At 63.8% G+C, this 25,645-nt stretch carries 26 protein-coding genes; 18 read left to right on the top strand and 8 right to left on the bottom strand.

The features are described 5' to 3' along the window. Positions 1–265: 265 nt before the first annotated feature. The 11 genes from tapV (at position 266) to purF (ending at position 13,127) form a co-directional block, all read left to right on the top strand. Positions 266–3,172 carry a FimV/HubP family polar landmark-like protein TapV gene (gene tapV, locus ACUXH0_RS09940; RefSeq protein ID WP_182594921.1) on the top strand — a complete coding sequence of 969 codons (2,907 nt, stop codon included), beginning with the start codon at positions 266–268 and terminating at the stop codon, positions 3,170–3,172. Between the two features lie 83 nt (positions 3,173–3,255). Then, positions 3,256–4,080 carry a tRNA pseudouridine(38-40) synthase TruA gene (truA, locus tag ACUXH0_RS09935; RefSeq protein WP_012436023.1) on the top strand — a complete coding sequence of 275 codons (825 nt, stop codon included), beginning with the start codon at positions 3,256–3,258 and terminating at the stop codon, positions 4,078–4,080. Between the two features lie 14 nt (positions 4,081–4,094). Beyond that, on the top strand, positions 4,095–4,796 hold the full coding sequence (locus tag ACUXH0_RS09930) for a phosphoribosylanthranilate isomerase (protein ID WP_182594931.1): 702 nt from the start codon (positions 4,095–4,097) through the stop codon (positions 4,794–4,796). Positions 4,797–4,892: 96 nt separating this feature from the next. Next, positions 4,893–6,086, top strand: a complete 1,194-nt coding sequence (gene trpB, locus ACUXH0_RS09925; protein ID WP_004634417.1) for a tryptophan synthase subunit beta — start codon at positions 4,893–4,895, stop codon at positions 6,084–6,086. A gap of 16 nt (positions 6,087–6,102) precedes the next feature. Next, positions 6,103–6,924, top strand: coding sequence for a DNA-methyltransferase (locus ACUXH0_RS09920; RefSeq protein WP_004634416.1), 822 nt, complete (start codon positions 6,103–6,105; stop codon positions 6,922–6,924). Between the two features lie 14 nt (positions 6,925–6,938). After that, on the top strand, positions 6,939–7,736 hold the full coding sequence (gene trpA, locus ACUXH0_RS09915) for a tryptophan synthase subunit alpha (protein WP_012436020.1): 798 nt from the start codon (positions 6,939–6,941) through the stop codon (positions 7,734–7,736). Between the two features lie 30 nt (positions 7,737–7,766). Further along, the gene (gene accD, locus ACUXH0_RS09910) at positions 7,767–8,639 is read left to right on the top strand and encodes an acetyl-CoA carboxylase, carboxyltransferase subunit beta (RefSeq protein ID WP_004634411.1); all 873 of its coding nucleotides are present in this window, start codon (positions 7,767–7,769) and stop codon (positions 8,637–8,639) included. A gap of 93 nt (positions 8,640–8,732) precedes the next feature. Next, a complete protein-coding gene (folC, locus tag ACUXH0_RS09905; protein ID WP_004634409.1) occupies positions 8,733–10,031 on the top strand; it encodes a bifunctional tetrahydrofolate synthase/dihydrofolate synthase in 1,299 nt (432 codons plus the stop codon). A gap of 13 nt (positions 10,032–10,044) precedes the next feature. Further along, positions 10,045–10,905: an SPOR domain-containing protein gene (locus tag ACUXH0_RS09900; protein ID WP_012436019.1), complete on the top strand. Its 861-nt coding sequence runs from the start codon at positions 10,045–10,047 to the stop codon at positions 10,903–10,905. A 90-nt stretch (positions 10,906–10,995) separates the two neighbouring features. Beyond that, positions 10,996–11,493, top strand: a complete 498-nt coding sequence (locus tag ACUXH0_RS09895) for a CvpA family protein (RefSeq protein WP_004634405.1) — start codon at positions 10,996–10,998, stop codon at positions 11,491–11,493. 98 nt (positions 11,494–11,591) lie between these two features. Then, positions 11,592–13,127, top strand: a complete 1,536-nt coding sequence (gene purF / locus ACUXH0_RS09890; protein WP_004634404.1) for an amidophosphoribosyltransferase — start codon at positions 11,592–11,594, stop codon at positions 13,125–13,127. Between the two features lie 66 nt (positions 13,128–13,193). On the opposite strand, the gene ACUXH0_RS09885 is transcribed toward purF, so the two are convergent. The 4 genes from ACUXH0_RS09885 to ACUXH0_RS09870 all read right to left on the bottom strand — a co-directional run bounded on the left by ACUXH0_RS09885 (position 13,194) and on the right by ACUXH0_RS09870 (position 15,899). Then, complete coding sequence (locus ACUXH0_RS09885; protein WP_012436018.1) at positions 13,194–14,015, bottom strand: ABC transporter permease; 822 nt, start codon at positions 14,013–14,015, stop codon at positions 13,194–13,196. A gap of 11 nt (positions 14,016–14,026) precedes the next feature. Then, the gene (gene nodI, locus ACUXH0_RS09880; RefSeq protein ID WP_012436017.1) at positions 14,027–14,989 is read right to left on the bottom strand and encodes a nodulation factor ABC transporter ATP-binding protein NodI; all 963 of its coding nucleotides are present in this window, start codon (positions 14,987–14,989) and stop codon (positions 14,027–14,029) included. A gap of 159 nt (positions 14,990–15,148) precedes the next feature. Next, entirely contained in the window at positions 15,149–15,349 is a 201-nt protein-coding gene (locus ACUXH0_RS09875) for a glycine zipper 2TM domain-containing protein (RefSeq protein WP_004634401.1), read from the bottom strand. A gap of 139 nt (positions 15,350–15,488) precedes the next feature. Beyond that, positions 15,489–15,899, bottom strand: coding sequence for a PRC-barrel domain-containing protein (locus tag ACUXH0_RS09870; RefSeq protein ID WP_012436016.1), 411 nt, complete (start codon positions 15,897–15,899; stop codon positions 15,489–15,491). A gap of 189 nt (positions 15,900–16,088) precedes the next feature. On the opposite strand from ACUXH0_RS09870, the gene ACUXH0_RS09865 reads away from it, so the two are divergent. The 5 genes from ACUXH0_RS09865 (at position 16,089) to ACUXH0_RS09845 (ending at position 18,803) form a co-directional block, all read left to right on the top strand. Next, entirely contained in the window at positions 16,089–16,598 is a 510-nt protein-coding gene (locus tag ACUXH0_RS09865; RefSeq protein WP_012436015.1) for a phasin family protein, read from the top strand. Between the two features lie 260 nt (positions 16,599–16,858). Continuing rightward, a complete protein-coding gene (locus tag ACUXH0_RS09860) occupies positions 16,859–17,098 on the top strand; it encodes a hypothetical protein (RefSeq protein ID WP_004634394.1) in 240 nt (79 codons plus the stop codon). 146 nt (positions 17,099–17,244) lie between these two features. Further along, positions 17,245–17,580: a hypothetical protein gene (locus ACUXH0_RS09855; protein WP_024542460.1), complete on the top strand. Its 336-nt coding sequence runs from the start codon at positions 17,245–17,247 to the stop codon at positions 17,578–17,580. A gap of 248 nt (positions 17,581–17,828) precedes the next feature. Continuing rightward, entirely contained in the window at positions 17,829–18,080 is a 252-nt protein-coding gene (locus tag ACUXH0_RS09850) for a hypothetical protein (protein WP_004634389.1), read from the top strand. A 309-nt stretch (positions 18,081–18,389) separates the two neighbouring features. After that, on the top strand, positions 18,390–18,803 hold the full coding sequence (locus ACUXH0_RS09845; RefSeq protein ID WP_024972523.1) for a GlcG/HbpS family heme-binding protein: 414 nt from the start codon (positions 18,390–18,392) through the stop codon (positions 18,801–18,803). Between the two features lie 257 nt (positions 18,804–19,060). Here ACUXH0_RS09845 and hemP read toward each other — a convergent pair whose 3' ends face one another. The 4 genes from hemP to ACUXH0_RS09825 form a co-directional block, all read right to left on the bottom strand. Then, positions 19,061–19,342, bottom strand: coding sequence for a hemin uptake protein HemP (gene hemP, locus ACUXH0_RS09840; protein ID WP_024542459.1), 282 nt, complete (start codon positions 19,340–19,342; stop codon positions 19,061–19,063). A gap of 247 nt (positions 19,343–19,589) precedes the next feature. Further along, positions 19,590–20,000, bottom strand: coding sequence for an ExbD/TolR family protein (locus tag ACUXH0_RS09835; RefSeq protein ID WP_004634380.1), 411 nt, complete (start codon positions 19,998–20,000; stop codon positions 19,590–19,592). A 9-nt stretch (positions 20,001–20,009) separates the two neighbouring features. Continuing rightward, positions 20,010–20,738 (bottom strand): MotA/TolQ/ExbB proton channel family protein, encoded by a 729-nt coding sequence (locus ACUXH0_RS09830; RefSeq protein ID WP_004634378.1) that lies wholly within the window; start codon positions 20,736–20,738, stop codon positions 20,010–20,012. Between the two features lie 49 nt (positions 20,739–20,787). Beyond that, positions 20,788–21,444: an energy transducer TonB gene (locus ACUXH0_RS09825; RefSeq protein ID WP_024972525.1), complete on the bottom strand. Its 657-nt coding sequence runs from the start codon at positions 21,442–21,444 to the stop codon at positions 20,788–20,790. A gap of 515 nt (positions 21,445–21,959) precedes the next feature. Here ACUXH0_RS09825 and ACUXH0_RS09820 point away from each other — a divergent pair. Both ACUXH0_RS09820 and ACUXH0_RS09815 read left to right on the top strand, forming a co-directional pair. Further along, positions 21,960–24,281, top strand: coding sequence for an AAA family ATPase (locus ACUXH0_RS09820; protein ID WP_004634374.1), 2,322 nt, complete (start codon positions 21,960–21,962; stop codon positions 24,279–24,281). Positions 24,282–24,356: 75 nt separating this feature from the next. Further along, on the top strand, positions 24,357–25,637 hold the full coding sequence (locus tag ACUXH0_RS09815) for a hypothetical protein (protein ID WP_012436010.1): 1,281 nt from the start codon (positions 24,357–24,359) through the stop codon (positions 25,635–25,637). The last annotated feature ends 8 nt before the right edge of the window (positions 25,638–25,645 follow it).

The raw sequence follows: 25,645 nt of genomic DNA, 5'->3' as shown, positions 1-25,645 counted from the left end.
CACGGTCTGTAACGTTGGTACACAATAGCGGCCGGAACGCTGTCCGCCCATTCGTGGGGTGGACGGGGCACGGGGAAGGGTTAGCGCCACATGAAGCACGCGCATTCCGGGGGGTACGTCGGGTGCTTCAGAATCTCGCCAATTGTGTCGTTTTCATAAAGATTGACGGTGATTCTTATCCAGCAGTTCACTTTCTGGGTGAACTTGCTGCGCTAACTCGTTGATGTTAAGTTCGTTTGCACATTAAAAGATAACGGAGTCGAAGGTGAGGGTGAGCCAATACCGCCGGAGAGAATCGTCCCATCGCAGTCCTCGCTGGTCGGCCGTCGCGTTTGCTGCGGCGAGCCTGCTGCTGATTCAGCCCGCTGTGCACGCGGCCGGTTTCGGCGCGCTGCACGTGCGTTCCAGCCTCGGCCAGCCGCTGCAGGCCGAAATCGATCTGGCGGGCGTGACGCCCGAAGAGGCGCAAAATCTGGTCGCCAAATTGGCTGCGCCGGAAGCCTATTCGCGTGCCGGGCTGACCTACAACCCGATCGTCTCCTCGCTGCGTGCCTCGCTTGAGCGCCAGTCGAATGGCAACTACGTGGTGCGTCTGCGCTCGACCCAGCCCGTCGCCGAGCCGTTCGTTGATGTTCTGGTTGACCTGAACTGGGCGAGCGGTCACGTTTCGCGTGCCTATACGTTCCTGCTGGACCCGGTGGGCTCCAGCAATACCGCACAGAATTTCGCGCCGACGCCGGTTGTGCAGGCGACGACGCCGGGCGCCGTTGAGTCGGCGCCGGTTGCTTCGGCTGCCCAACCGCAAGCGGCTGCTCCGGCCGCTGCCGCGCCGGCACCGTCGCGCCAGCCTCGCGCCGCTCGCCAAACCGCGCGTGCCCAGCAAGCTGCTCCTGCTGCCGCTGCGCCGGACGCTACACCCGGTGGCTCATACACCGTGCAACGCGGCGATAGCCTGTACGACGTAGCGTCGACGGCCGCGCAAGGTCAGGACGCCGTGTCGCTCGACCAGATGCTGCTGGCGCTGTATCGCAACAATCCCAATGCTTTCATTGGCGGCAACATCAACCGGCTGCGTACTGGCTCGGTGCTGAAAGTACCGTCACAGGTGGAGGCGCAGAAAACGCCTGCGCGCGAAGCCCGCCGCGAAGTCATCGCGCAGACGTCCGGCTTTGCCGGCTACCGCAACCGCCTCGCAACGGCGGCTGAGGCCAACGCAGCGACGGATACCGACTCCGCCCGCCAACAGAGCGGCAGTGTGTCGGCCCGCGTGCAAGATCAAGCCACGCCGGCTGCCAGCGGCCGTGACGAACTGCGTCTCTCCAAGGCCGACCGCGCAGGCAAGGCCGGTGCGGCCGCGGCTCGCGATGAGGAACTCGTCGCCAAGGAGCGTGCGCTCAAGGAAATGGAATCACGCGTTGCACAGTTGGAGAAGAATCTCTCCGACATGCAGCGCCTGGTTGAATTGAAGAACGCTGAACTGGCCAAGGCAGCCAGTGGTGCCAAGCCGGCCGCTGGTGCTGCGCCGTCGACGGCCGCGCCGGCAGTGGCCGCGGCCAATGCGCCGGCACCGGCGGCTGCGTCTGCCCCGGCTCCTGTTGCAGCAGTTCCGGCGGAAACGGCTGCTGCTGCCCCGGCTTCGTCGGCGACGGCTGCTGCGGCGGCTTCCGCACCGGAGGCCGCATCGGCGACTGTGGCTGCAGCCTCGGCTCCGCAAGCGGCTGCCAGTGCACCGGTTGCTGCTGCGTCGGCTCCGGCTGCCGCGCCGAAGAAGGCGCCGGTGGTTGTGGCCCCGCCTCCCCCGATTCAAGAAGAATCGTTCCTCTCGTCGCTGCTGGGCAACCCGATGGCCCTGGGCCTGGGCGGCTTGGTGGTCGCGCTGCTGGGTGGTCTGGTGGTGTATCGCCGTCGCCAGCAGAAACCTGAGCAGGCACATGGCTTCCAGGACAGCCTGTTGTCACAGGAAAGCACTGTGATGGCGGGTGCCAACTCTCTGTTCGGTGCGGCCGGCGGTCAAAGCGTCGACACCTCGCAGCACAGCGTGTTCGGTGCGGATTTCCGCATTGGCGGCGGCAACGAGAGCAATGAAGTCGACCCGATCGCAGAGGCCGATGTCTACATCGCCTACGGTCCCGACGTGCAAGCCGAAGAAATCCTGCGCGAGGCACTGGAGCAACATCCGGAGCGCCAAGCCATTCGACTGAAGTTGATGGAAATTTACGCCAATCGTCAGGACGCCCATGGCTTCCAGACCATTGCTGAAGAGATGCTGGCGCAAGTTGGCGCTGCGTCGCCGGAATGGGCAGACGCTGCGGCGATGGGCCGCAAGTTCGATCCGGCCAACCCGCTGTATCTGACGGTGCAGGGTGATGGACACCATCCCGGCGCCGAAGCGCATGCTGAACCGAGCCACTCAGGTGCCGCAGTCGCAGGTGCAGCTGCGCTGGCAGGTGTGGGTGCCGCGGTGGCCGCCGAGGCCTTCAGCCCGACGGTGACGGGCCAGACCACCCGTCGTGGGGACGACTGGACTACGCTGTCTCCGGATCTGGACCCGTCCGCGCCGTCGACCAAGGCACCGCAACTGGCCGATTTCGATCTGCCGCTGGAGTCATTCCCCGCGCCGGCGGCAGGCGAGCCGATCACCGCGCCGGAAGAGGCATCGGACATCTTCAAGGTGCATGCCGAACCTGAAGCGGATCTGCCGCAGTTCAACGCGCACGCTGGCGAGGCCTATCAGCCCGTTGCCGCGCCCCCGCTGCATATGGATCTTTCGGACTTGTCGCTGGATCTGAACCCGACGCCGCCTGCCGCAGAAACGGTTGCTCCTGCAGCCTCGGTTGCAGCGGAGGAAGGCCTGCCGAGCTGGGCCCAGCCGACCGACCTGTCACAGGCCCCGATGCACTTCGAATCCGAGCCGCATCACCCAGAGCACGCCGAGGTCGCGAACGACGAGCCGCAATCGGCCATCCGCCTGGACACTAACCTGCCGCACACGCTGTCCGGCGAGCATGGTGCCGACGGTGTGCGCGATCTGCAGATCAAGTTCGATCTGGCCAAGGCCTATATCGAGATCGGGGACAAGGAAGGCGCTCGCGAACTGCTGCAGGAAGTGCTGGACCTGGGCGATCCGTCTTTCCACGCCGAGGCCCAGGCCTTGATGCGCCAGATCGGCTGACGCACTGGGCTCTACGCCATCGACAGCGCCGGCAGGGTGGTATCCTGCCGGCGTTTTTCTTTCCGCATGGGGACTCACAAGGCATGACGCGCATCGCGCTCGGCATCCAGTACGACGGTGCCGCGTTTTCAGGGTGGCAATCGCAGCCGCACGGCAATACCGTTCAGGACGCGCTGGAGTCGGCGCTGCGGCAGTTTGCCGGCGTGGCGCTGCCGACCACGGTGGCCGGGCGAACCGATGCTGGTGTGCATGCGCTGGGCCAGGTGGTCCACCTGGATACCGACCTCGTGCGCGAGCCGTTTTCGTGGGTGCGCGGCACCAATGCCTTTCTGCCGCCGACGGTGGCCGTGCGATGGGCGCAGGAGATGCCGGAGGATTTTCATGCGCGTTTCTCCGCGCATCGCCGCACGTATTACTACGCGCTGACCTTCGGGCCGACGCGCGCGCCGCTGCTGGAGGACAAGGCCGGCTACGTGATGCTGCCGCCCGGCCAATCCCTTGACGTGGCAGCCATGAACGAGGCGGCCCAGGTTCTGGTAGGCGAGCACGATTTCTCGTCGTTCCGCGCGGCCGAATGCCAAGCCAAGTCGCCCGTCAAAACGATGTATTCGATCGAGGTGCGAGGCGAGGGCGAATGGGTGTTCGTGCGCATTCGCGGCAGCGCGTTCCTGCACCACATGGTGCGCAACATCATGGGCTGCCTCGTGGCGATCGGGCGCGGCCGCCAGCCGGTGTCCTGGATGGGCGATGTGCTGGCCGCCCGCAGCCGCGTGGCCGCCGCGCCAACTTTCATGCCCGACGGCCTGTATCTCGCCGAGGTCGGCTATCCTGATGCTTTCTCGTTGCCGGCGTCTCCGGCATCGTCCAGCCTGTTTCGCGGCGTGTTCGACGAGCACGCCGGCCTGTGAATCCCGCTTCCGCCATGCCGTTGCACCGTACCCGTATCAAGCTGTGTGGCCTGACCCAGCCTGCCGATGTCGATCACGCCGTCGCAATCGGCGCCGATGCGATCGGGCTTGTTTTCTATCCACCCAGCCCGCGTTACGTCGCGATCGAACGTGCGGCAGAGCTGGCGCACCGCGCCGGTCCGTTCGTCACCGTAACGGGCCTGTTCGTCAACGCCAGCGCCGATGATGTGGCGCGCGTGCTCGACCAAGTGCCGCTGACGTTGCTTCAGTTCCACGGTGATGAGCCGGCAGAGCTGTGCGCCGAGATCGCCGGAAAGGTAGGGCTGCCCTGGTTGCGCGCCCTGCGTGTTCAGCCCGGGGCCGATTTGGTAGAATTCGCGGATCGGTTTGCCGCTGCCCAAGGCCTGCTGCTCGACGCATTTGTCGAGGGTTATGGCGGCGGCGGCCATGTTTTCGACTGGACCCTCATTCCTCCGCAATGGCTCCCGCAATCGCCATCCTTGCCAACCACAAGCGCCGCTCCTCGGCTCGTTTTGAGTGGTGGGTTGAGCGCGCAAAACGTCGCTGGCGCGATTGAACGCGTGCGGCCATACGCTGTTGATGTCAGCAGCGGGATCGAGGCTGCACGGGGCGTGAAAGACCACGCCCGGATGACCGCATTTGTGCGTGCGGTCCGCGAGGCCGATGCTGCCCTGGGCGCATCGGTTCAAGCCTGAGCCGATCTGGCTGGTCTCTCGCGACGCACGCCTTCCTGAATATCTCCGCTGACGGGTCTTCCATCCTGACCTCGGCGGACGCCTCGAGAGACTGCCATGTACAACCTGCCCGACGCCCACGGCCATTTTGGCCCCTACGGCGGCACCTTCGTTGCGGAAACGCTGTCCCACGCGCTGGATGAATTGCGCGACGCCTATGCGCGCTACCAGCACGATCCCGAGTTCATCAAGGAATACGAATACGAGCTGAAGCACTTCGTCGGCCGTCCGTCGCCCATCTATCACGCACGCCGCCTGACCGAACACTGCGGCGGCGCGCAGATCTACCTCAAGCGCGAAGACCTGAACCACACCGGCGCGCACAAGGTGAACAACGTGATTGGCCAGGCGCTGCTGGCACGCCGCATGGGCAAGCCACGCGTGATTGCGGAAACGGGGGCCGGCCAGCACGGCGTGGCCACCGCCACGATCGCGGCGCGTTACGGCATGGAGTGCGTCGTCTACATGGGCAGCGAAGACGTGCGCCGCCAGGCCGCCAACGTCTACCGCATGAAGCTGCTGGGCGCGACCGTGGTGCCCGTGGAGTCGGGCTCGCGCACGCTCAAGGACGCGCTGAACGAAGCGATGCGCGACTGGGTGACCAACGTGGCCGACACCTTCTACATCATCGGCACGGTGGCGGGCCCGCACCCGTATCCGATGATGGTGCGCGACTTCCAGGCCGTGATCGGCGAGGAATGCAAGGTGCAGATGCCCGAGATGACCGGACGCCAGCCGGACGCCGTGATCGCCTGCGTGGGCGGCGGCTCCAACGCCATGGGCATCTTCTATCCGTACATCGATCATGCCGACGTCAAGCTGATCGGCGTGGAAGCAGCGGGCGAGGGCATCGAGACCGGCCGCCACGCCGCGTCGCTCATGGGGGGCTCACCGGGCGTGCTGCACGGTAACCGCACCTATCTGCTGCAGGATGAGGACGGCCAGATCATCGAGACGCATTCGATTTCGGCGGGGCTGGACTATCCGGGCGTCGGTCCAGAACACGCCTGGTTGAAGGATGTGCAGCGCGCGGAATACGTCGGCATTACCGACAAGGAGGCGCTGCAGTCTTTCCATGACCTGTGCCGCATGGAGGGCATCATCCCGGCGCTGGAATCGAGCCACGCACTGGCGTATGCGTGCAAGCTGGCGCCGACACTGCCCAAGGACAAGATCCTGCTGGTGAACCTCTCGGGCCGAGGCGACAAGGATATGCATACTGTCGCTGAACTCTCCGGCATCCAACTCTAACGGCACTGGCACCCGCATGACCGAGCGCGCCATCGACGGCATCTTCAACGAGGACTGCATTACCGGGGTCGAGCATCTGGCCGACGGCAGTGTGGACCTCGTCATCGCCGATCCGCCGTACGGGCTGGGCAAGGATTACGGCAACGACTCCGACAAGCTGTCGGGCGATGCCTACCTCGCCTGGTCCGAACGCTGGATCGATGCGGTGCGGCCGAAGCTGGCGCGCAACGGATCGCTCTACCTGTTCTGCACGTGGCAATACGCGCCGGAACTGTTCGTGATGCTCAAGCGACGCCTCACGATGGTCAACGAGATCATCTGGGACCGCCGCGTCCCCAGCATGGGCGGCAGCACGCGCAAGTTCTCGTCGGTGCACGACAACATCGGTTTTTTTGCCGCTTCACGCGATTACTACTTCGATGTCGACGCCGTGCGCATTCCGTACGACGCCGAAACAAAGAAGGCGCGCAGCCGCAAGCGTTTCGAGGGCAAGAAGTGGCTGGAAGTCGGCTACAACCCGAAGGACGTGTGGAGCGTGTCGCGCCTGCACCGGCAAGACCCGGAGCGCGCCGAGCATCCGACGCAGAAACCGCTGGAGCTGGTCGAACGCATGATCCTGGCAAGCTGCCCGCCGGGCGGCCTCGTGCTGGACCCGTTTCTGGGCAGCGGCACCACGGCGGCCGCGTGTGCAAGGCTTGGCCGCCGCTTCGCCGGCTTCGAGATCAACGCCGACTATTGCCGCGTGGCACGTGAACGCGTGGCCGCTGTGCATGCCGCCGCTGCCGCCAACGCCCAACCGATTGAATCGCAGGCGCCTGAGACCATCAAGGTCGCCTGAAACCTGATCCTCCTATGTCCCGCATCGCTCAAACCTTCTCACAACTGTCTGCGCAGGGCCGCAAGGGCCTGATTCCGTTCATCACGGCCGGCGATCCGTACCCCGAGATGACGGTCGACCTGATGCACGCGCTGGTCAAGGGCGGCTCCAACGTCATCGAACTCGGCGTGCCGTTCTCGGACCCGATGGCCGATGGCCCGGTGATCCAACGTGCGTCCGAGCGTGCATTGGCCAAGAAGGTGGGCCTGCGCACGGTGCTCGAATATGTGCGCGCATTCCGCGCCACCGATTTGACGACGCCCGTGGTGCTCATGGGTTACGCCAATCCGATCGAGCGCATGGGCGTTGATGCCTTTGCCAAGGCTGCATCCGAAGCGGGCGTGGACGGCGTGCTCGTGGTCGACTACCCGCCCGAAGAATGCGAGGCCTTTGCCAAGACCATGCGCGCCGCCGGTATCGATCCGATCTTCCTGCTGGCGCCCACGTCCACCGAAGCACGCATCGCGCAGATCGCCCGTGTGGCGAGCGGCTACATCTACTACGTGTCGCTCAAAGGCGTGACTGGCGCGGCCACCATCGACCTGGATGCGGTGGCTGCACGGATCCCGCAAATCCGCCAGCACGCGCGGCTGCCGGTAGGTGTCGGTTTCGGTATCCGTGATGCGGCAACGGCACGTGCGATCAGCGGTGTGGCGGATGCGGTGGTGATCGGATCCCGCATTGTGCAATTGCTTGAAGAAGCACCTCGCGAACAAGCGGTACAATACTTGACTGATTTCATCGCGGAGATTCGCCAGGCGCTCGACGCCTGATCTCGGCGAAACTGCATTCAAGGAGCACGCATGAGCTGGCTGGACAAACTGCTGCCGCCCAAGATCCAACAGACCGACCCGTCGCAGCGCAAGGGCATTCCCGAAGGCCTGTGGGTCAAATGCCCGGCTTGCGAGTCGGTGCTGTATCGGACCGACGTCGAAGCCAATCTGCACGTCTGCCCGAAGTGCGATCATCACATGCGCATTGGCGCGCGTGCCCGTCTGGACGCGCTGCTGGACGCCGAAGGCCGATATGAACTGGGCCAGGAGATCGTCCCGGTCGATGCGCTGAAGTTCAAGGACACGAAGAAATACCCCGACCGCATCAAGGCGGCGATGGACGACACGGGTGAAACCGACGCCATGGTTGTGATGGGCGGCGCCATTCACGCGCTGCCCGTGGTCGTGGCCTGCTTCGAGTTCGAATTCATGGGTGGCTCGATGGGCTCCGTGGTGGGCGAGCGCTTCACGCGCGGCGCGCAGATGGCCCTGGAGCAAAAGGTGCCGTTCATCTGCGTGTCGGCCACTGGCGGTGCGCGCATGCAGGAAAGCCTGCTGTCGCTCATGCAGATGGCCAAGACGACGTCGATGATCCAGAAGCTGGCGGAAGCCAAGCTGCCGTTCATCAGCGTGCTGACCGATCCAACCATGGGCGGCGTGTCCGCCAGCTTCGCCTTCATGGGCGACGTGGTGATTGCCGAGCCGAAGGCCCTGATTGGCTTTGCTGGCCCGCGTGTGATTGAGCAGACCGTGCGCGAGAAGCTGCCGGAAGGCTTCCAGCGCGCCGAGTTCCTGCTGCAGAAGGGGGCCATCGACATGATTGTCGACCGCCGCAACATGCGCCGCGAGATCGCCGAGCTTCTGGCGCTCCTGCAGAAGCAGCCGGCAGACGCACTGGCCTGATGCGGCACATCTGTTGAACCGAAGCGCGGGCGAGAGTCCGCGCTTCTTGTTTTTGCGCGGCCCGTTTCCCTGAAGCCGCGCCACATACTTCGCATGCCTACATTCGACACGCTGCCCAACTGGCTGGCACACCTGGAAACCGCACACCCGGTCGGCATCGACATGGGCTTGGCCCGCATCAGTCGCGTGCGCGATGCGCTCGGGCTGGAATTCAAGTCCGTCGTCTTCACGGTGGGCGGCACCAATGGCAAGGGCTCGACCTGCGCGATGCTGGAGGCGATCCTGCTGGCCGCGGGCTATAAGGTTGGCTGCCATACATCACCGCACCTGATCGACTTCAACGAGCGTGCTCGCGTGAATGGCGAGATCGCCACCGACGCCATGTTGCTGCCGCACTTCGAGGCAGTGGAGCGTGCGCGCTGCAGCTTTCCCGAACCCGTCAGCCTGACGTACTTCGAATTCACCACATTGGCGATCATGCATCTGTTCGCCAATGCAGGCCTTGATGCTGTGATCCTGGAGGTCGGGCTCGGCGGCCGGCTGGATGCGGTCAACATCGTCGATACCGATTGCGCCATCATCACCAGCGTCGATCTCGATCACATGGCTTACCTGGGCGATACCCGCGAGGCGATCGGCTTCGAGAAGGCCGGCATCTTCCGCGCAGGCAAGCCGGCGATCTGCTCTGACCCGGTGCCGCCAATCTCGCTGGTGAAGCACGCTGAAGCCATTGGCGCAGATCTCTGGCTGATCGGCCGCGATTTCAACTTCCAGGGCGACAAGCAGCAGTGGGGCTTTAGCGGCCGCGGCCGCCGTTGGCCGAGCCTGGGCTATCCCGCATTGCGCGGGGCGAACCAACTGCTGAACGCATCGGCCGCGCTGGCTGCGCTGGAATCGGTGCGCGATCGGTTGCCGATCTCGGCGCAGGACGTGCGTCTGGGCCTGTCGCAGGTGGTACTGCCGGGGCGCTTCCAGGTTCTGCCGGGCCGTCCGTCCGTCATCCTGGACGTCGCACACAACCCGCACGCGTCGGCGGCGCTGGGCCAGAATCTCGAGAACATGGGCTTCTACCGTTACACCTACGCGGTGTTCGGTGCGATGCAGGACAAAGATATCGCCGGTGTGCTCGCGCACATGCTCGACAAGGTCGACCACTGGTGCCTGACCGATTTGCCGACGCCGCGTGCCGCGAGCGCTTCCAGCTTGGCGCAGGCGCTCACCGAAGCCGGTTTCCGGGCAGGCAAGGAATCGAGCATGAGCACATTCAGCGATCCCGCCACAGCCTATCGCAACGCCATGGAGCGGGCGACCGAGGATGATAGAATCGTGGTCTTCGGATCGTTCTACACCGTTGCCGGCGTGCTGGCGGAGCGCAAGAGTCGCGCGCACTAAAACCGGGGCCCTCATGGGACTGTTTTCCATCTTTTCCTCCCGCAAGAACGCTGAAGGCGAACGCACACGCAGCGCAGCCGCCGGCAGCGCTGCCGATGTGGCTCGCGATGCGGTGCGTGGTTCGCGCGCATCGTCGAATGCTCGCAGCCGCGCCTCCCGTCGAACCGACGATGATGACGACGGCCTTGACCCCGAACTCCCGCAAAAACAACGCGCTCGCCGCCGCCTGATCGGCGCGGTGGTGCTGGTTGGCGCCGCTGTGATCGTGCTGCCCCTCGTGTTTGACGCCAAGCCGCGCCCCGTGACCGATGCCGTGGCCGTGCAGATCCAGGATCAGCCGGTCGATCGTGGCGCCAAGGCCTCCACCGATGAGCCGAAGGTCGCCAGCCGGCGTTCTGCGTCGCGTCCTGCGGTTTCGTCGACGGATCAGGCGCAGGCGCTTGACCAGGGCGAAGAGGTGGTCGCGAGCAACGATGCGCCGCCAGCAGCTCAGAACGCGCCGGCCGCAGTCAAGCCGGCGACACCGCCCAAGCCTGTCGCCAGTCTGACGCCACCCGCTGAATCCAAGCCCGCAACGAAACCTGCGCAACCGGCTGCCCAGCCTGCACAGCAAGCGGCTGCAACGAGCACCGATGCCAATGGCGGCAAGTTCATCCTGCTGATCGGCGCCTTCGCTTCCGAAGACCGTGCCCGAAATTGGCTGGGCAAGCTCAAGAGCGAGAAGATTCCGGGTTACATCGAACACAAGAAGGTGCCTGAAAAGGGCGATCTCGCCTTGCTGCGTGCAGGCCCGTTCAACGATCGTGCATCGGCGGAAGCGGCGCAGAAGCGTGCCGAGCAGATTGGCCTGACGCCTAAACTCGTGCAGCAATGACGATGCGGCCGACCGTGTACCCAGCGCGCTCGTCGGATTTGCTGACGGTTCACGCTGCATTCCGCCACAGTCAATCCAAGCCGCAGCCCGATGCAACCGACGTTCTTTGACTACGGTGTGCTGTTCATCATCGTCACGTCGGCGCTGATTGGGTTGTTTCGCGGGCTGATCCGTGAGGTGCTGGCGCTGCTCGGGTGGCTGTTTGCCGCATGGGTGGCGTACACGTTTTCCGGTGTGGCGGCGGGCTGGATGCCGGAATCGCTGCCCGGTGGACCGGTCGCACGCACCATTCTCGGTTTCGTCCTACTGTTTATCGTGACGGTGATTGCGACTTCGCTGGTGGGGGCACTGCTTTCGGCGGCGCTGGCGAGCGCGGGGCTCAAGCCGGCGGATCGCGGTCTGGGTATGGTGTTCGGGTTGGCGCGCGGAGGCGTGATCATCCTCGTGTTGATGACGGTGGCCGGCTTTACCAGCCTGCCTGAGCAACCGTTCTGGCACGATGCGATTACGCGACCCTATGCGGAGCAGGCAGCACAGGCGGCCAAGCCCTTGTTGCCCCCAGATGTCGCTAAGTATGTTCACTATTGATCTGGAGCGCCTGGCCACAAGCTAGGCGATCCGGGAAGCTTTTTCGGCGCCCGCAACGGGTGTGGGCGCCACCAAATACGTTCTCGCTGGAGTTCGACATGTGCGGTATCGTTGGGGTGGTCTCAGCCACGCCCGTCAATCAGCTGATCTACGACAGTCTGTTGCTCCTGCAACACCGCGGGCAAGACGCTGCGGGCATTGCCACCGCATCAGGCAGCACGTTCCACATGCACAAGGCCAACGGCATGGTGCGTGACGTGTTCCGCACGCGCAATATGCGCGGCCTGCCGGGTACGAGCGGTATCGGTCAGGTGCGCTATCCGACTGCAGGTTCCTCCAGCGAAGAGGAGGCCCAACCGTTCTATGTCAACGCGCCGTTCGGCATCGTGTTGGCACACAACGGCAACCTGACGAACTCGGATCAACTGCGCGACGAGATGTTCCGGCGCGATCGCCGCCACATCAACACGCAGTCTGATTCCGAAGTGCTGCTCAATGTGCTGGCCGACGAGCTGCAACGCGCCAGCAACGACATTCCGCTGAATCGCGATTCCATCTTCACCGCGGTAGAAGGCCTGCATCGCCGCGTGCGTGGTTCGTATGCCATCGCTGCCGAGATCTCGGGCTACGGCGTGCTGGCTGTGCGCGATCCGTTCGGCATCCGCCCGCTCGCGCTGGGCACCCAGGAAACGCCGGATGGCGGCATCGAATATATGGTTGCTTCGGAGTCGGTGGCGCTGGAAGGCATCGGCTTCAAGTTCGAGCGCGATGTGGCCCCCGGCGAAGCCATCTTCATTGACCTTGAGGGCAAGCTGCACACCAAGCAATGCGCTGCGAACCCGGTACTTTCGCCATGCATTTTCGAATACGTGTACCTCGCCCGTCCGGACTCCCGCATGGATGGTGTGTCGGTGTACGACGCGCGACTGCGCATGGGCGACTACCTGGCTGAGAAGATCAAGCGCGAGGTGACCGACAGGATCGACGTGGTGATGCCGATTCCGGATTCGTCCCGCCCAGCTGCCATGCAGGTGGCTAACCACCTGGGCGTGCCGTATCGCGAAGGTTTCTTCAAGAACCGATACGTGGGCCGTACCTTCATCATGCCGGGTCAGGCGGTACGCAAGAAATCTGTGCGCCAGAAGCTCAACGCCATGGCAATCGAGTTCAAGGACAAGAACGTGCTGATCGTCGATGACTCCATCGTGCGCGGCACGACGTCGTCGGAGATCGTGCAGATGGCACGCGATGCCGGTGCCAAGAAGGTGATCTTCGCTTCGGCCGCGCCGCCGGTGAAGTTCCCCAACGTGTACGGTATCGACATGCCGACGCGCGGCGAACTGGTGGCTTATGGCCGCACGCACGAGGAGATTGCCAAGATCATCGGCGCAGACCAGCTTGTGTACCAGGATGTGGAGGACATGAAGCGCGCGGTGCGCGATGTCAATCCGGCACTGAAGGATTTCGATGCGTCATGCTTTGACGGCAAGTACGTGACGGGCGACATTGACGAGGCGTACCTCGATCGCCTGGAGGCCGCGCGTAACAATTCGGCCAAGGCGGATCGTGAGAACGCGCAGAACGATGATCCGCGCACGCAACTGCATCTGCAGCGCTCCGCCGTGAACGAGTAATTCTCGAGCGCCGTAAAAGAAAGCCCGTCATCGCGACGGGCTTTTTTGTTGGACGTCGGGATCGCGCTACTTGAGCATGCGACGGCGCAGCAGCCAGAGACACGAGAGCAGCGCGGCAACGGCGTACAGCAGCAGTACGCCCAGGTGCAGCAGGATGTTCTCGGGCGTGCGGCCCAGCATGAGCGGGCGGATCAGATCCACCGCGTGCGGCAATGGCAGTACGCTCGTCGCCGCGCGCACGGGCGCCGGCAGTTGCGATAGCGGGAAGAACACGCCCGAGAGCAGCATCATCGGCGTGATCACCAGCGTCTGGTAGAACATGAAGAAGTCGTAGTTGGGCGCAAGCGCCGTCATGTTCATCGCCAGGCAGGCAAAGGTGAAGCCGGTCAAGACGATGACGGGCAGGGCCAGCAGTGCCTGCGGCATCGACGCATAGCCGAGTGCGCCCGCGACCAGCATGATCGCCAGGCCCGAGAGCACCGACTTGCTGGCGGCCCAGAACAGCTCACCAAGGACCACGTCGCCCAGGCTGAGCGGTGCGTACAGGATCGCCTCCCATGTACGTTGCACGTGCATGCGCGAGAACGCGGAATACATCGCTTCGAAGCTCGCCGACATCATTGTGCTGGACGCCACCGTGCCGGCCGCCAGGAATGCGATGTACGACACGCCGTCGACGCGCCCGACCAGCAGGCCAAGGCCGAGCCCGAGCCCGAACAGATAGATCATCGGGTCGGCGAGGTTGCCGGCCATCGACGGAATGGCCAGCTTGCGCCACACCATGAAGTTGCGGAGCCAGACGTACTGCCAGTTGCGGAAGTTGAGCGGCAGCAGCGGCTGCGGAAAGGCCCGCTGCAGCGTTGGAGTGAGTGCGGTTTCAGTGGACATGGATGGTTCTCTCAGTCGCGCATTTCGCGGCCAGTCAGGCGCAGGAACACATCTTCGAGATTGGCCGGGCGGTGCAGATAGCGCAGGCCGGGCATGGTGTGCGTTTCTGCCTGTGCGCGCAGCGCAGCCACCAGCGGCTGCGGATCGCGTGCGTAGCAGAAGAGCGTCTCGCCGCTGATTTCCACGCGGTCGGCCAGCGGCGTGAGCAGCGTGCGAAGGGCGTTGAGATCGTCGCCGTAGACCTCAACAACGTCGCAGCCGATTTCGCGTGCGATGAGGTCTTGCGGCTTGCCTTGCGCGATCTTGCGGCCGTTGTCGATCACGCAAAGTTCATCGCACAGGCGCTCGGCTTCTTCCATGAAATGCGTGGTCAGCAGGATGGTCTTGCCGGCGGCGAGCAGTGAGCGCAGGCGTTCCCAGATCAGGTGTCGAGCCTGCGGGTCGAGCCCCGTGGTGGGCTCGTCCATGACGAGGATGTCGGGATCGTTGATCAGGGCGCGCGCTACCGTCAGCCGCCGTTTCATGCCGCCCGAGAGGGCGCGTACAGGAGCATCGGCTTTCTGTTCGAGACGCGCGAACTCCAGCAAGGTGGGGATGCGCTCGCGGATGGTCGCGGAAGACAGGCCAAAGTAGCGACCGAAGATGCGCAGGTTTTCGGAGACGGAGAAGTCTGGATCGAGATTGTCGAACTGCGGCACCACGCCCACGCGCATGCGTGCACGATGTGCGGCTTCCGGGACAGGCTCGTCGCACAGTCTCAGGCTACCCGCATCGGGCATCGTCATGCCGAGCAGCATGCGCAGCGTGGTGGTCTTGCCGGCGCCGTTGGGGCCCAGCAGGCCGAAGCACTGGCCGCGCCGAACGCTGAAGCTGAGGTTGTCGACGACAGTCTGTTCGCCGTAACGTTTGCGCAGGCCTTCGACGCTCAGGATCGGTGTGCTGCCCACGCCAAAACCCTCTTGCTCGTATCGCACATTGCCTCCGTTGCAAAACGCCGATTATGCGCCGGCATTCGCATATGCGTATGAGGGGAATGTGCAGTCGTATAGCGCCGCTCTCAGGCAACAAAAAGGGCCAGGCAAACAATGGCCTGGCCCGAGCTTGCAGCACGCGCATCGCTGCGCGCTTGGGGGTTACTTGGTGACGGCGTTACCGACCACGCCACCCAGTGCGGCACCACCCAGCGTGGCGCCCGGCCCGCCCCAGATGGCCGCCCCGGCGACACCACCTGCGGCTGCGCCTAGCGCGGTATTGCGCTGCTTTGGCGTCATGTCCGCGCATCCGCTGACGGATGCCAATGCGGCCGCCAGAATCAAGGATACGAAGGCACGCATAACAAACTCCTTTTGTCGTCTGTGTACCTGCATTCAAGGTCACGCATGCCGGTATGTGCAGGTCAGGTTGCCTGAAAGGTTTGTCAGCCGATTCCCACACCTTCAGCGCGCCTTGGGAAGACAAAGTTCCCGCCGGTGATCAGGCCTTGGCAGGCTTTGGCTGACGCTCGTACTTGAACTCCGGTAGTGCCTTGATGGCGTCCTTGGTAGCGCTGGGCAGCACGATCCTCCCCTGATCATAGTGGAACTGATTCACAGGAATGGCCACGTCATGACGGCCCACGCCAACAAAGCCGCCCGCGCCGACGATAGCGAACGAGACGGCGTTCTCCGGTGCCACGATCAAGTCCTGCACATTGCCGATCTTCTCGTTGGCCTCGTTATAGACAGCCTTGCCGAGCACCTGCTTCTTCACACTCACGCCCTTGATGACGGCATCGAGTTCGGTAACGGATACACCTAGCGCGGCATGGCCAGCGACTTGCGCGAAGGCCAGCGGCGCGGTGGCAATGGATGCGGTAGCGATCAAGGCAGCGGTGAGACGTTTCATCGTGACTCCGTGGTCTGGTGAAGGATGCGGTTCACTCTAACGCGCACATGGCTGGTGCCGCAGGCGAGGGTGTCCGAAACGCCTGTAGGACAAACGGGTGATGCCAGGGAAATCGGCATCGCGCCCGGCTACACTGAAACGCCCGGCATATGCTGGACGTGTTCACCGATCTCAGAGGGAGTAACCGACATGATGACTCTGGAGCAACTTGGCGTTCTGCAACGATCACAGCTTGAAACCTGGATGGCTGTCACCGAAGAGGCGGTGAACGGCGTCAACCGCCTGATCGGGCTCAATTTGCAGGCCATCAAGGCCGGCCTTGACGAGACTGAACACTGCCTGCACGACGCCACCGGTGCGCAGGACGCAGGCGAATGGTGGAACGCACAAGCCCGCTATCTGCAACCGTCCGGCGAACGCGTCTCCGGCTACACGCGCAATTTTGTTGAAATCGGCGTCGAGACGCAGAACGGGATTGCTCGCGCATTGCAGCGCCACGGTGACGAAGTGCGCCGCCAATGGGGCTTCGTCGCAGAAAACCTTGTGGACGCCGCGCCTCCTGGCGCCGAGGCTGCCGTGAACTTCTTCAAGGCATCGGTCGGTCTGGAAGTCGCTGCTGCAGAGGCGGCCGAGGATGCGGGCGCGGGCCGAATCCTGACCCCAAGTGACGTTGCCGCCAGGAACGGCACCGCACGCTGAGGCTCCTCTATACGGGTGAGATGCGTCGGCGTGGGCCGACAGTCATTTCGGCACAGTCCTACAAAACGGCACGGACGGAGGTCGATACTCCGTCCGTGCGCGCTTTTCTACACTTCCTGCATGCCTATCAACATGTGGGAGGTTGTCATGTCCTATCTCGTTGCGTGGCTCTTGGGTGTTCCCGCGCTTGTGTTGCTGGTGATCTGGCTCTTCGTGCATTGACACGGGGCTGGGCCTATCCAATACGACCCGGAGGACATATGACGTTCCGAGACGACTGCAAAATCGAGGTATCTGCCTATGAACTCTCGCCGCAAGCGTGGCGCGCCGAAGTGAGCATCCTTCGCGCCAGCAACGGTGAGACCCTGTTAGCCCGTACAACGGTGCGCGAATCGGCGAACACATATCGGAGTGCCGCCAGCGCTCTGGAAGCCGCGCGAGCGTATGCCGAAGCGATGATCGCCTCGGGCCAGTTCGACTGCAGTTCCGCCGTGGGCTAGAGGCGGGGACGCTTGCGTGCGATGTGGCGTTACGTTCTGTTACGAAATCGCCAGCGCCGTATCACCTGTGTCAGTGGCTCTGAATACAATACAGATACCGTATTCCGCGCCGGCTATGGACTCGCCCGGCGCTCATGCAGCAGGTGATGACGATGATTCGACGCAATGTGCTGTGGATTGCAGGTGCAGCCGCACTGGCAGTGCTGGCCGTGCCGCAGATGGCGTCGGCGCACGTGAGCGTCGGCATTGGGTTTGGCGTGCCGGTGGCGCCTGTGTATGTGGCACCCGCGCCGGTGTATTACCCACCGCCGCCGCCGGTTTATTACGCGCCGCCCCCGCCCCCGGTGTACTACGCCCCGGCGCCCGTGTATTACGGTCCGCCCGCTTATGGCCCGGCGCCGATTGTGGTGGGCGCTGGCTGGTACCGTTGGGGACCGCGCTATCGCTGGTACGACGGCCGTCACTGGGGCCACTGGCGGTAAGCGGCATGCCGGCCAAGAGAAAGGCTCCTTCGGGAGCTTTTTTCTTTGGCGGTACGTATACGCCGTGGCACGGCATCTGCGTCTGTCTGGATGACGGGTACGCGCGCAACCAGCCCCGTGACAAAGCACCGCGGTGCAGAACTGGTGGCTCGCTCACCTGGTCGCTATGACGTCCGCGTGAACAACGTGGACACGTGTGCCGCAGCGGTGCACGTCATGTTCGCAGTGTCATGACCGAAGGAGTCCTCATGCAAATCACCACGCAACGCTTTGCAACGCGCACCCTGGTTGCAGCCGCAAGCGGCTTGACGCTGGCGCTGAGCGCGGCGGTCGCGCACGCCGGCTCGATCGATCCGTATCAGCCCGCCCACAAGGTGAGCCGCGCCGATCCCTATACCGACGGTGCCAAGGTAAGCCGCACAGACCCCTATACCGACGGCGCCAAGATGGGGCGTGCCGATCCATATACGGACGGCGCCTGCTCGGACCGTCAACCGTAAAGGGTCGGCGGCAGAATCGCTGCCGCATCGCAACATCAAGCCCGGGCGATACCCGGGCTTTTTCTTTGCGCATCTTTCTGACGCACGCCGCGGGTTAAGGTTGGCTGCGCTGGGGCGCAGCCAACGCTGGCGTACCACGCAGGCGGAACGATACTCAACGATACTGCAAAGCAGGAATGTATCGGCTCTTTTGCGTCTTTGGTGCAGGATCATGCGATGGAAGCGGTCGTTACCGATGGCATACTTTTGCCTGATACGGGCTTTACGCAGCCCTTGCGCCTTTTCATTACAACCACCAAGGAGAACACCATGAAAACGAAACCGTGCCTGTGCCAGGACGATGTCACCAAAATCCTGGACGCTGCCGAGAAAGAAGCGCGCGCGCACCAATGGAACGTGACGATTGCCGTGGTGGACGATGGCGGCCATCTGATGGGTCTGCGCCGCATGGACGGCTGCGCCACCATCTCGGCGTACATCGCCCCGGAAAAGGCGCGTACGGCAGCGCTGGGCCGTCGCGAGTCGAAGATCTACGAAGACATCATCAACAACGGTCGCATCTCGTTCCTGTCGGCGCCGCATCTGCAAGGGATGCTTGAGGGCGGCGTGCCGGTGATGGTAGAGGGCGTCTGTGCCGGCGCGGTGGGTGTGTCTGGCGTGAAGTCGACGGAAGATGTCGTGATCGCCAAGGCGGGTATTGCCGCGGTGAACGTGATCTGCTGATACGCAGTCACGCAAAAAGAATCAAAACAGGGAGGGCGCGGCGGAGGTCGCGCCCTTTTTGCTTTGGGCACACGGTCGAAGAAAAGAGCGACTTGGCTGGCTGTTGTCTGGCAGACGGAAGCCGCCGCTCACCAATGAACGCGCGCGTTTCATCGGGTAGCAAGCCCTCGTTTGCTAATGCGAAATGACGATGGCTGGCTACGGCCGAAAGTCTCCTGAGAGAGCCGTCCCCACAAAAGCCGGTGCGTGCTGCAGTGTTACTTGGTCAGGATCAGCTTGCCGAAGCGCGTCACGCGCAGCGTGTAGATCGCGCCGTTGTGGCGGATGGCTACGGCGTTCTGACCGGCAAAGAGTTGTTCGGACGCCATCACGCGCGTGTCGCTGATGGTGGCGGCGGCATCCGAAGCGGCGTCGGATGCTGTCGACGCAGACGACGTTGCGGGCGCGGCATCCAGGCCGGCGGGGCGCTTGCGCGCCACGATGACGTGGCGGCGACGGGTCACAGTACGTCCTGCGTCTTGGTGTTCGGCAGCATTCATGGCGATGTCCTGGCGGGCGGGAAACATGGGCTGAGGTGTTGGCTGGCAGAGTGCCTCCAGCGAATGCCAGGTAGATTAAATGAGAATCGTTATCATTACAAGTGTGATCTGACGACGTGCAGGTTCGGCCCGAAAAACAAAACCGGGCGCGTAGCCCGGTTGCGTGGAGGTGCTGTGAGTCTGGATGCGCTGGTGCGAAAAAAACCGTACGAGAACGGGCGACCAGGGCTACGAGGTGTGTGGGGCGTTAGTGCTGTGGCTCCGTGACAAAGCCGATGCGCGAGAGGCCACCGCGCTGGATGGAAGCCATCACCTGCGCCACACGCTCGTAGCGCACGTTGCGGTCAGCGCGCAGATGCATTTCCGGTTGCGGCTGCTGCTGCGCGGCCTGGGCGATGTCGGCTTGCAGCGTGGCCTCGTCGACCGGCTGGTTGTTCCAGAACACCTGGCCGTCCGCGTTGATCTCGACGTTCACGCTTTGCGGCTTGGCGTCGTCGGGTTTGTTGGACGCGCGCGGCAGGTCAATCTTGACCGCGTGGTTGATCACCGGAATGGTGATGATGAAGATGATCAGCAGCACCAGCATGACGTCGACCAGCGGCGTCATGTTGATTTCGCTCATCACCTCGTCATCGTTGTCGAAAGATCCGAAGGACATGGTCTCTCCTTACTGCTGCTTGACCGCAGTTAGGCGCACGCCGGCGTCATCACGCGAGGCGCCTGGGCGCAGACGCGCGCCCGTCACGAAATAGGCGTGCAGGTCGTGCGCGAACCGGTTGAGCTTGGCGATGATGGCCTTGTTGCCGCGCGTGAGCGCGTTGTAGCCCAGCACCGCCGGAATGGCCACGGCCAGACCGAAGGCCGTCATGATGAGCGACTCACCCACGGGGCCGGCGACTTTGTCGATGGTGGGCACGCCGACGGCGCCGATCCCGAGCAGGGCGTGATAGATGCCCCACACCGTGCCGAACAGACCGACGAACGGTGCGGTCGAGCCGACCGATGCCAGCACGGCTAGGCCCGATTGCATTTGCCCCACGGCCTCATCGATGGCGCTCTTGAGCGAGCGCGTGATCCAGTCGGAGATGTCCATCACATCATGCAACTGCGGCTGGCTGGCGCGGTGGTGCTGCGCGGCTTCCCGGCCCGTTTGCGCGAGCGCGTGGAACGGGTTGTCCTTGGGCGAGCCGAGCGTCTGTATGGCGTGATCGAAATCGTCCGAGTGCCAGAAACGCTTTTCAGCGCCTTGTGCCATCGACTTCAGACGCACGATGTCCCACGCCTTGGTGAAGATGACGATCCACGAGGCGAGCGACATGATGAGCAGCAGAATCGCCGTGGCGCGGGTGACGATATCGCCTTGGGTCCAGAGGTGGGAAAGGCCGAGTTCCTGCATGATGAATGTCCTGAATTGAGCGAGAGGCTAAGCGAGAGGCGGAATCGAATTAGTTATCGAGCTTGAAGACGAACGGCTTGCTGGCCACCACGGGCACGGCGCGGCCGTTCTGCTTGTAGGGGCTGCACTTGATGGCACGCGCGGCATCGGTGGCGGCGCGGTCCAGGCGAGGCGAGCCGGACGACGACGTGACCGCAACATTGGTGACCTCACCGGCCGTGCCGATGGAAATCTTGACCATGGCGCGGCCTTCCTCGCCCATTTTCTGCGACATGCTGGGATAGACGAGCGGCGGCTCGCTGCACTGGATGTCGTTGATGCCGACGCTGATCGGACCGGACGAAACGGGGGCCGGCGCGGGCGCTTGTTCAGGGGCCGGTGCCGGCGGCGCGGGCGGTGCGGCGGGCACCACGGGGGCGTTGTCCGATGGCGGGAGCGTGGGCGTCGGCATCGGCGTGGGCTTGGGTTGCGCGACCGGCCTGACGATGTTGACAGGCTTGGGCGCCTCTTGCTTGACCGGCTGCTGCTTGGGCGGCTCCGGCTGCCTGATCGGCTCAGGCGCGGCCGGAATGATGTGCGCCTGGATTTCCAGCGGTTCTTCGACAGTCGGGCGCGGTGCGATCAGGCCAAGGTGAATCAGCATCAGCACGCCCGCGTGCATCAACAGCACGACCACGAGAATCTTGAGAGTACGAGGGTGAATCATCAACGACCGGGAATCGAAAGCAGAAAAAGGAATGCGATGCGATGGTGGTGGGATGACCAACGAAAGCGGCGCAGCGTCAGCGCTTGCCGAAGACGATCAGTGAAATCCCAATGCTGATGAGCAGACTCAGGAGCAATTCCATGGCGCCTAGCGTTGAAGCCGGCGGGGTCGCCGCCAGCGTGATAGGTATTGTAGGCCCGCAACTGCAACAGTGTTGCGACAACCGAGCACGGTTAGCGTTCAGCCTATTGTGTCGATAGGTGAAGTATAAACGATAATGATTCCTATTTGCATGAAAATTGCCTGTCTTTCGTGGGGTACAAATCACGTCCAGACGACTGATGGCATGAAACTGCCTGTGCAGGCGGTTGGCGATTCCGGGCGCGGTTGGCTCGCAACTTGCAAAGACACGGGTCCTCCCGGGGTACGCTGTGTGCGCAAACGCGCTAGGATGAAAAGCATTCAAACACGGTGACCGGCCGGCCAACCGTGAAACGGGGAAGAAGGGGGCGACCATGGATGAAGCCAACCTCAACATGGACGACGCTGACGACGATGGCACGTTCGTCCCCACGGGCGGCAGGCAGCCGCAGGCGCTGCTGTTGTCCTCGCTCGATTCCATGTGCGCACAGTTTGCGTTGCGCACGGTCTGCACGATGGGACTGCGCTTCAACCTGCGCACCAATATCAACGACATCCTCACCGTTTGCGCGCCGGAGCTGATCTGGCCCGTCACGGTCATCCAGCGCCTGCAGCGCTTTTTGTCTGCGCGCTGCGCCGACATGCCGGGCTGGCGCGCGGTCGGCAAGCTTGACCTGCCCACCTTCATGGACCGCCACGGCCAGTGGAGCAGCGCCTTCGATGAAAGCTCGCTGTTCTATTACCTGGACGAGTACGTCAAGCATCACGCCAAGGACATGTTCACGGTGTTCGGCGCGTCGTGCGATGCGCTGGGCGAGCGGCTCGCCAGCGAGCGTGTCCTGCTGGTCGGCAACATCGACATGCTGGCCCGCGTGCTCGGCCTGCCACCACACGAACGCGCGCTGCTGCTGTTTGCTTCCCTGGTGAAGTACAAGCGCGACCTGCGCGCGGTGATGGTCGACTGCAAGGTCGCGCACAGCCAGGAAGCGTTCCAGTTGCTCGCGAGCCTGGCGGGAGCCAGCACGGCCGAAGTTGCTGCGTCATTGCGGCCAGGTTCGCGGCTGGAGACGCTGGGGCTGATCGAGCCGCCGCTGCCCGAAAACAGCGTCACCGACCTGGGCGATCTGATGCGTATCTCCGACCGCCTCCTGCACGTGCTGCTGGGCGACTACGCCTGCGAGGCCGACATGATGGCCGTCTTCACGCGCCCCGCGCCGTCGACCACGCTGTCGCAGTCCGACTATCCGCATGTGGAAACCGATGCGCGCTACCTCACGGCGCTGTTGGAGAACGCCTCGCAGCAGCGCGCGGCCGGCGTGAACATCCTGCTGTATGGCGCGCCTGGCACTGGTAAGACGGAACTGGCCCGCGTGCTGGCGCGCGACGCTGGTTGCGAACTGTACGAGGTGGATTGCCTCGACAAGGACGGCAACAGCCTCACGGGCAAAGACCGCTATCGCTCGCTGCAGGTGTCGCAGGCGTTCCTGCGCGGGCGGCCCGGCGCGGTGCTGCTGTTCGACGAGGTGGAGGACGTCTTCCCCGGCCCGACGCGCGAGCTGATGAGCCTCTTCGGCCATGAGGAGCCGCGTGGCTCCGTCAACGGCAAGGCGTGGGTGAACCAGACGCTGGAGCAGAACCCGGTGCCGGTGATCTGGGTGTCGAATTCCATTCGTCAGATTGACCCGGCGTATCTGCGCCGCTTCCAGTTCCACCTTGAGCTGAAGGTGCCTCCGCCCACGGTGCGCGAGAGCATCATCCGCAAGCATCTGGAAGGGCTGGAGGTGTCGGACGCTTTCATGGCCAAGCTGGCGGCGCGTAAGACCCTCACGCCTGCGCAGATCGATTCTGCCGCACGCTTTGCGCGCCTGACGCAGCCGGCAATGGAAGAGCCTGCCGAATCCCTGATCGAGCGTCAGCTCGACCACGCCGATCAGGCGATGGGCTTGCGACCGGAGGTGCAAGCGCACCGCGTCGTGACCGAATACAAGCTGGACTATCTGAACCTTGAGACACGGTTTTCCGTCGAGCGCATCATCGAGGCGCTGCGCGCGCGGCGACGCGGCACATTGTGTTTCTATGGGCCGCCGGGTACGGGCAAGACGGTGCTGGCCGAGCATATCGCGGCGCAGCTCGACATGCCGTTGCTGATTCGCCGCGCGTCCGACTTGATGAGCAAGTACGTCGGCGAAACCGAGCAGCAGATCGCGGCGATGTTCTCGCGTGCCGAAGAGGAACGCGCACTGCTCTTGCTCGACGAGGCGGACAGCTTCATGCAGAGCCGCCAGGGCGCGGTGCGCAATTACGAGGTGTCGGAAGTCAACGAGATGCTGCAGGGCATGGAGCGCTTTGACGGCATCTTCATCTGCACGACCAATTTGTTTGATCGGATTGACGAGGCGGCGCTGCGGCGGTTTGCATTCAAGATCCGCTTCAAGCCGCTGGTGCGTGCGCAGCGCGAGCAGATGTTCATTGCCGAGGCGCTGGGGGGCAAGGCGGAGGCACTCAAGCCTGTCTGGCGCGAGATGTTGGCGTCTCTCGACATGCTCACGCCGGGTGATTTTGCGGTGGTCAAGCAGCAGTCTGTGCTGCTGGGCGAGACGCTTGAACCCGAGGCCTTCCTCGCACAATTGCGGCAGGAGCATTCCATCAAGCCGGAACTGCGCGAGCGGCGCTCCATTGGATTCACACCGCGCTGACGCTTAACGCACATCAAGCGCATGCAGAGGCCGCTGCGCTAACGTGGTCGGCTGGACAGATCTTCAGCCGACCCGATGCCAACCGCCCCCACGCTGTTCTACGAACGCATGCCGCCTGCCGGCGTGGTGTTCGGCTGCCTGCTGCCAGTGCCGTGGGTGGGCGCGGCGGCCGGTCTTCTGCTGGCGCTGGGCCCGTCTGCGGGTTTGCCTGACCGATTTGCTCCGCTGTCGCTCGCGCTGGTTCACGCCTTGGTCGTCGGCATGTTATTGCCGGCGATGCTTGGTGCGCTATTTCAATTGCTTCCCGTGGTGGCCGGTGTGCCTGTGCGCGGCGCGAAATGGGCGTCGCCTTGGGTTGCGCTCTCATGCGTGGCAACGGCATCTGCGCTTGCAACGGGTTTCCTGGGCGCGGACCATCGTGCGTTCGTGCTGGCTGCTTGGTTGGGTGCGCCGCTGTTGGCGGTCCCTGCTGCGTTGATCATCCTTGCTGGCATGCGCGTGGGGCAGACACGCGCAACGCATGCGACGGTGCGGACACTGCGCCGCATCGGTTGGCCCTTGTTGGTCACGCTGGCGAGCGGCGCAACGCTTGGCACGGCATTGGCTAGCGGATGGTTTGCGCCATCGCCCGTGCTGTTGAACCTGCATGTCGGTTGGGGCCTCGGCGGCTGGCTGGCAACGTTGGTCGCGGGCGTGGCGTCGACGGTGTTGCCGATGTTCTGGCAGACGCGGCGTCTACCTGAGCCTTGGCATCGGCTGATGCCGTGGTGGCTGTGGGCGCCACTGACCGTTGGCAGTCTATGCAGCGGTGTGGGTGGCGCGGTGTTCTGGCAGACATGGGGATGGCTCGCCCTGGCAGCGCTGGCGCTGGTGGGCGTGCGTGCAGTGTGCAGCGCGCGTCGCCGGCACGATCCGGGCTGGCGGTTGTGGCTGGCCGCTGCCGTCGCCTGGCTGGTCGTTGCCATGCTGGGGCTGACCGCATCCTGGCTGCCGTCAGACTGGCCCATCACGTGGGAGATCGGCGCGCTGGCCGTCGTGGGCGGTGGGGTGCTGCCTGTCAATGCGATGCTTGGCAAGATCATCCCGTTCATGATCTGGATGCACCTGCGCAGGCGGGTGCCGCGGCATGTGCGGCTGCCGGCCATGCAAACGTTGATCGGTGAGCGGCAACAGCATTGGCATGCACGCCTGCTGCTGCTCGTATTGTTGGCGTTGTTGCTGGTGCCGCTGCATCCTGAGCGGATGGCGGTGGTCGCGGGCCTGCTGTTCGCGCTGTCGCACGTGTGGCTGGGTGCGATGCTGTGCCGGGCGCTGCTGACGTTTCGCCGTGTCTCGCGAGCGTTTGCGCCCGCTTGACGGAACGC

The sequence above is a fragment of the Ralstonia sp. 110700041-2 genome (genome assembly GCF_056280165.1).
Note: the sequence above shows the minus strand (reverse complement) of the source record. Positions and strands in the feature narration are given on the sequence as shown.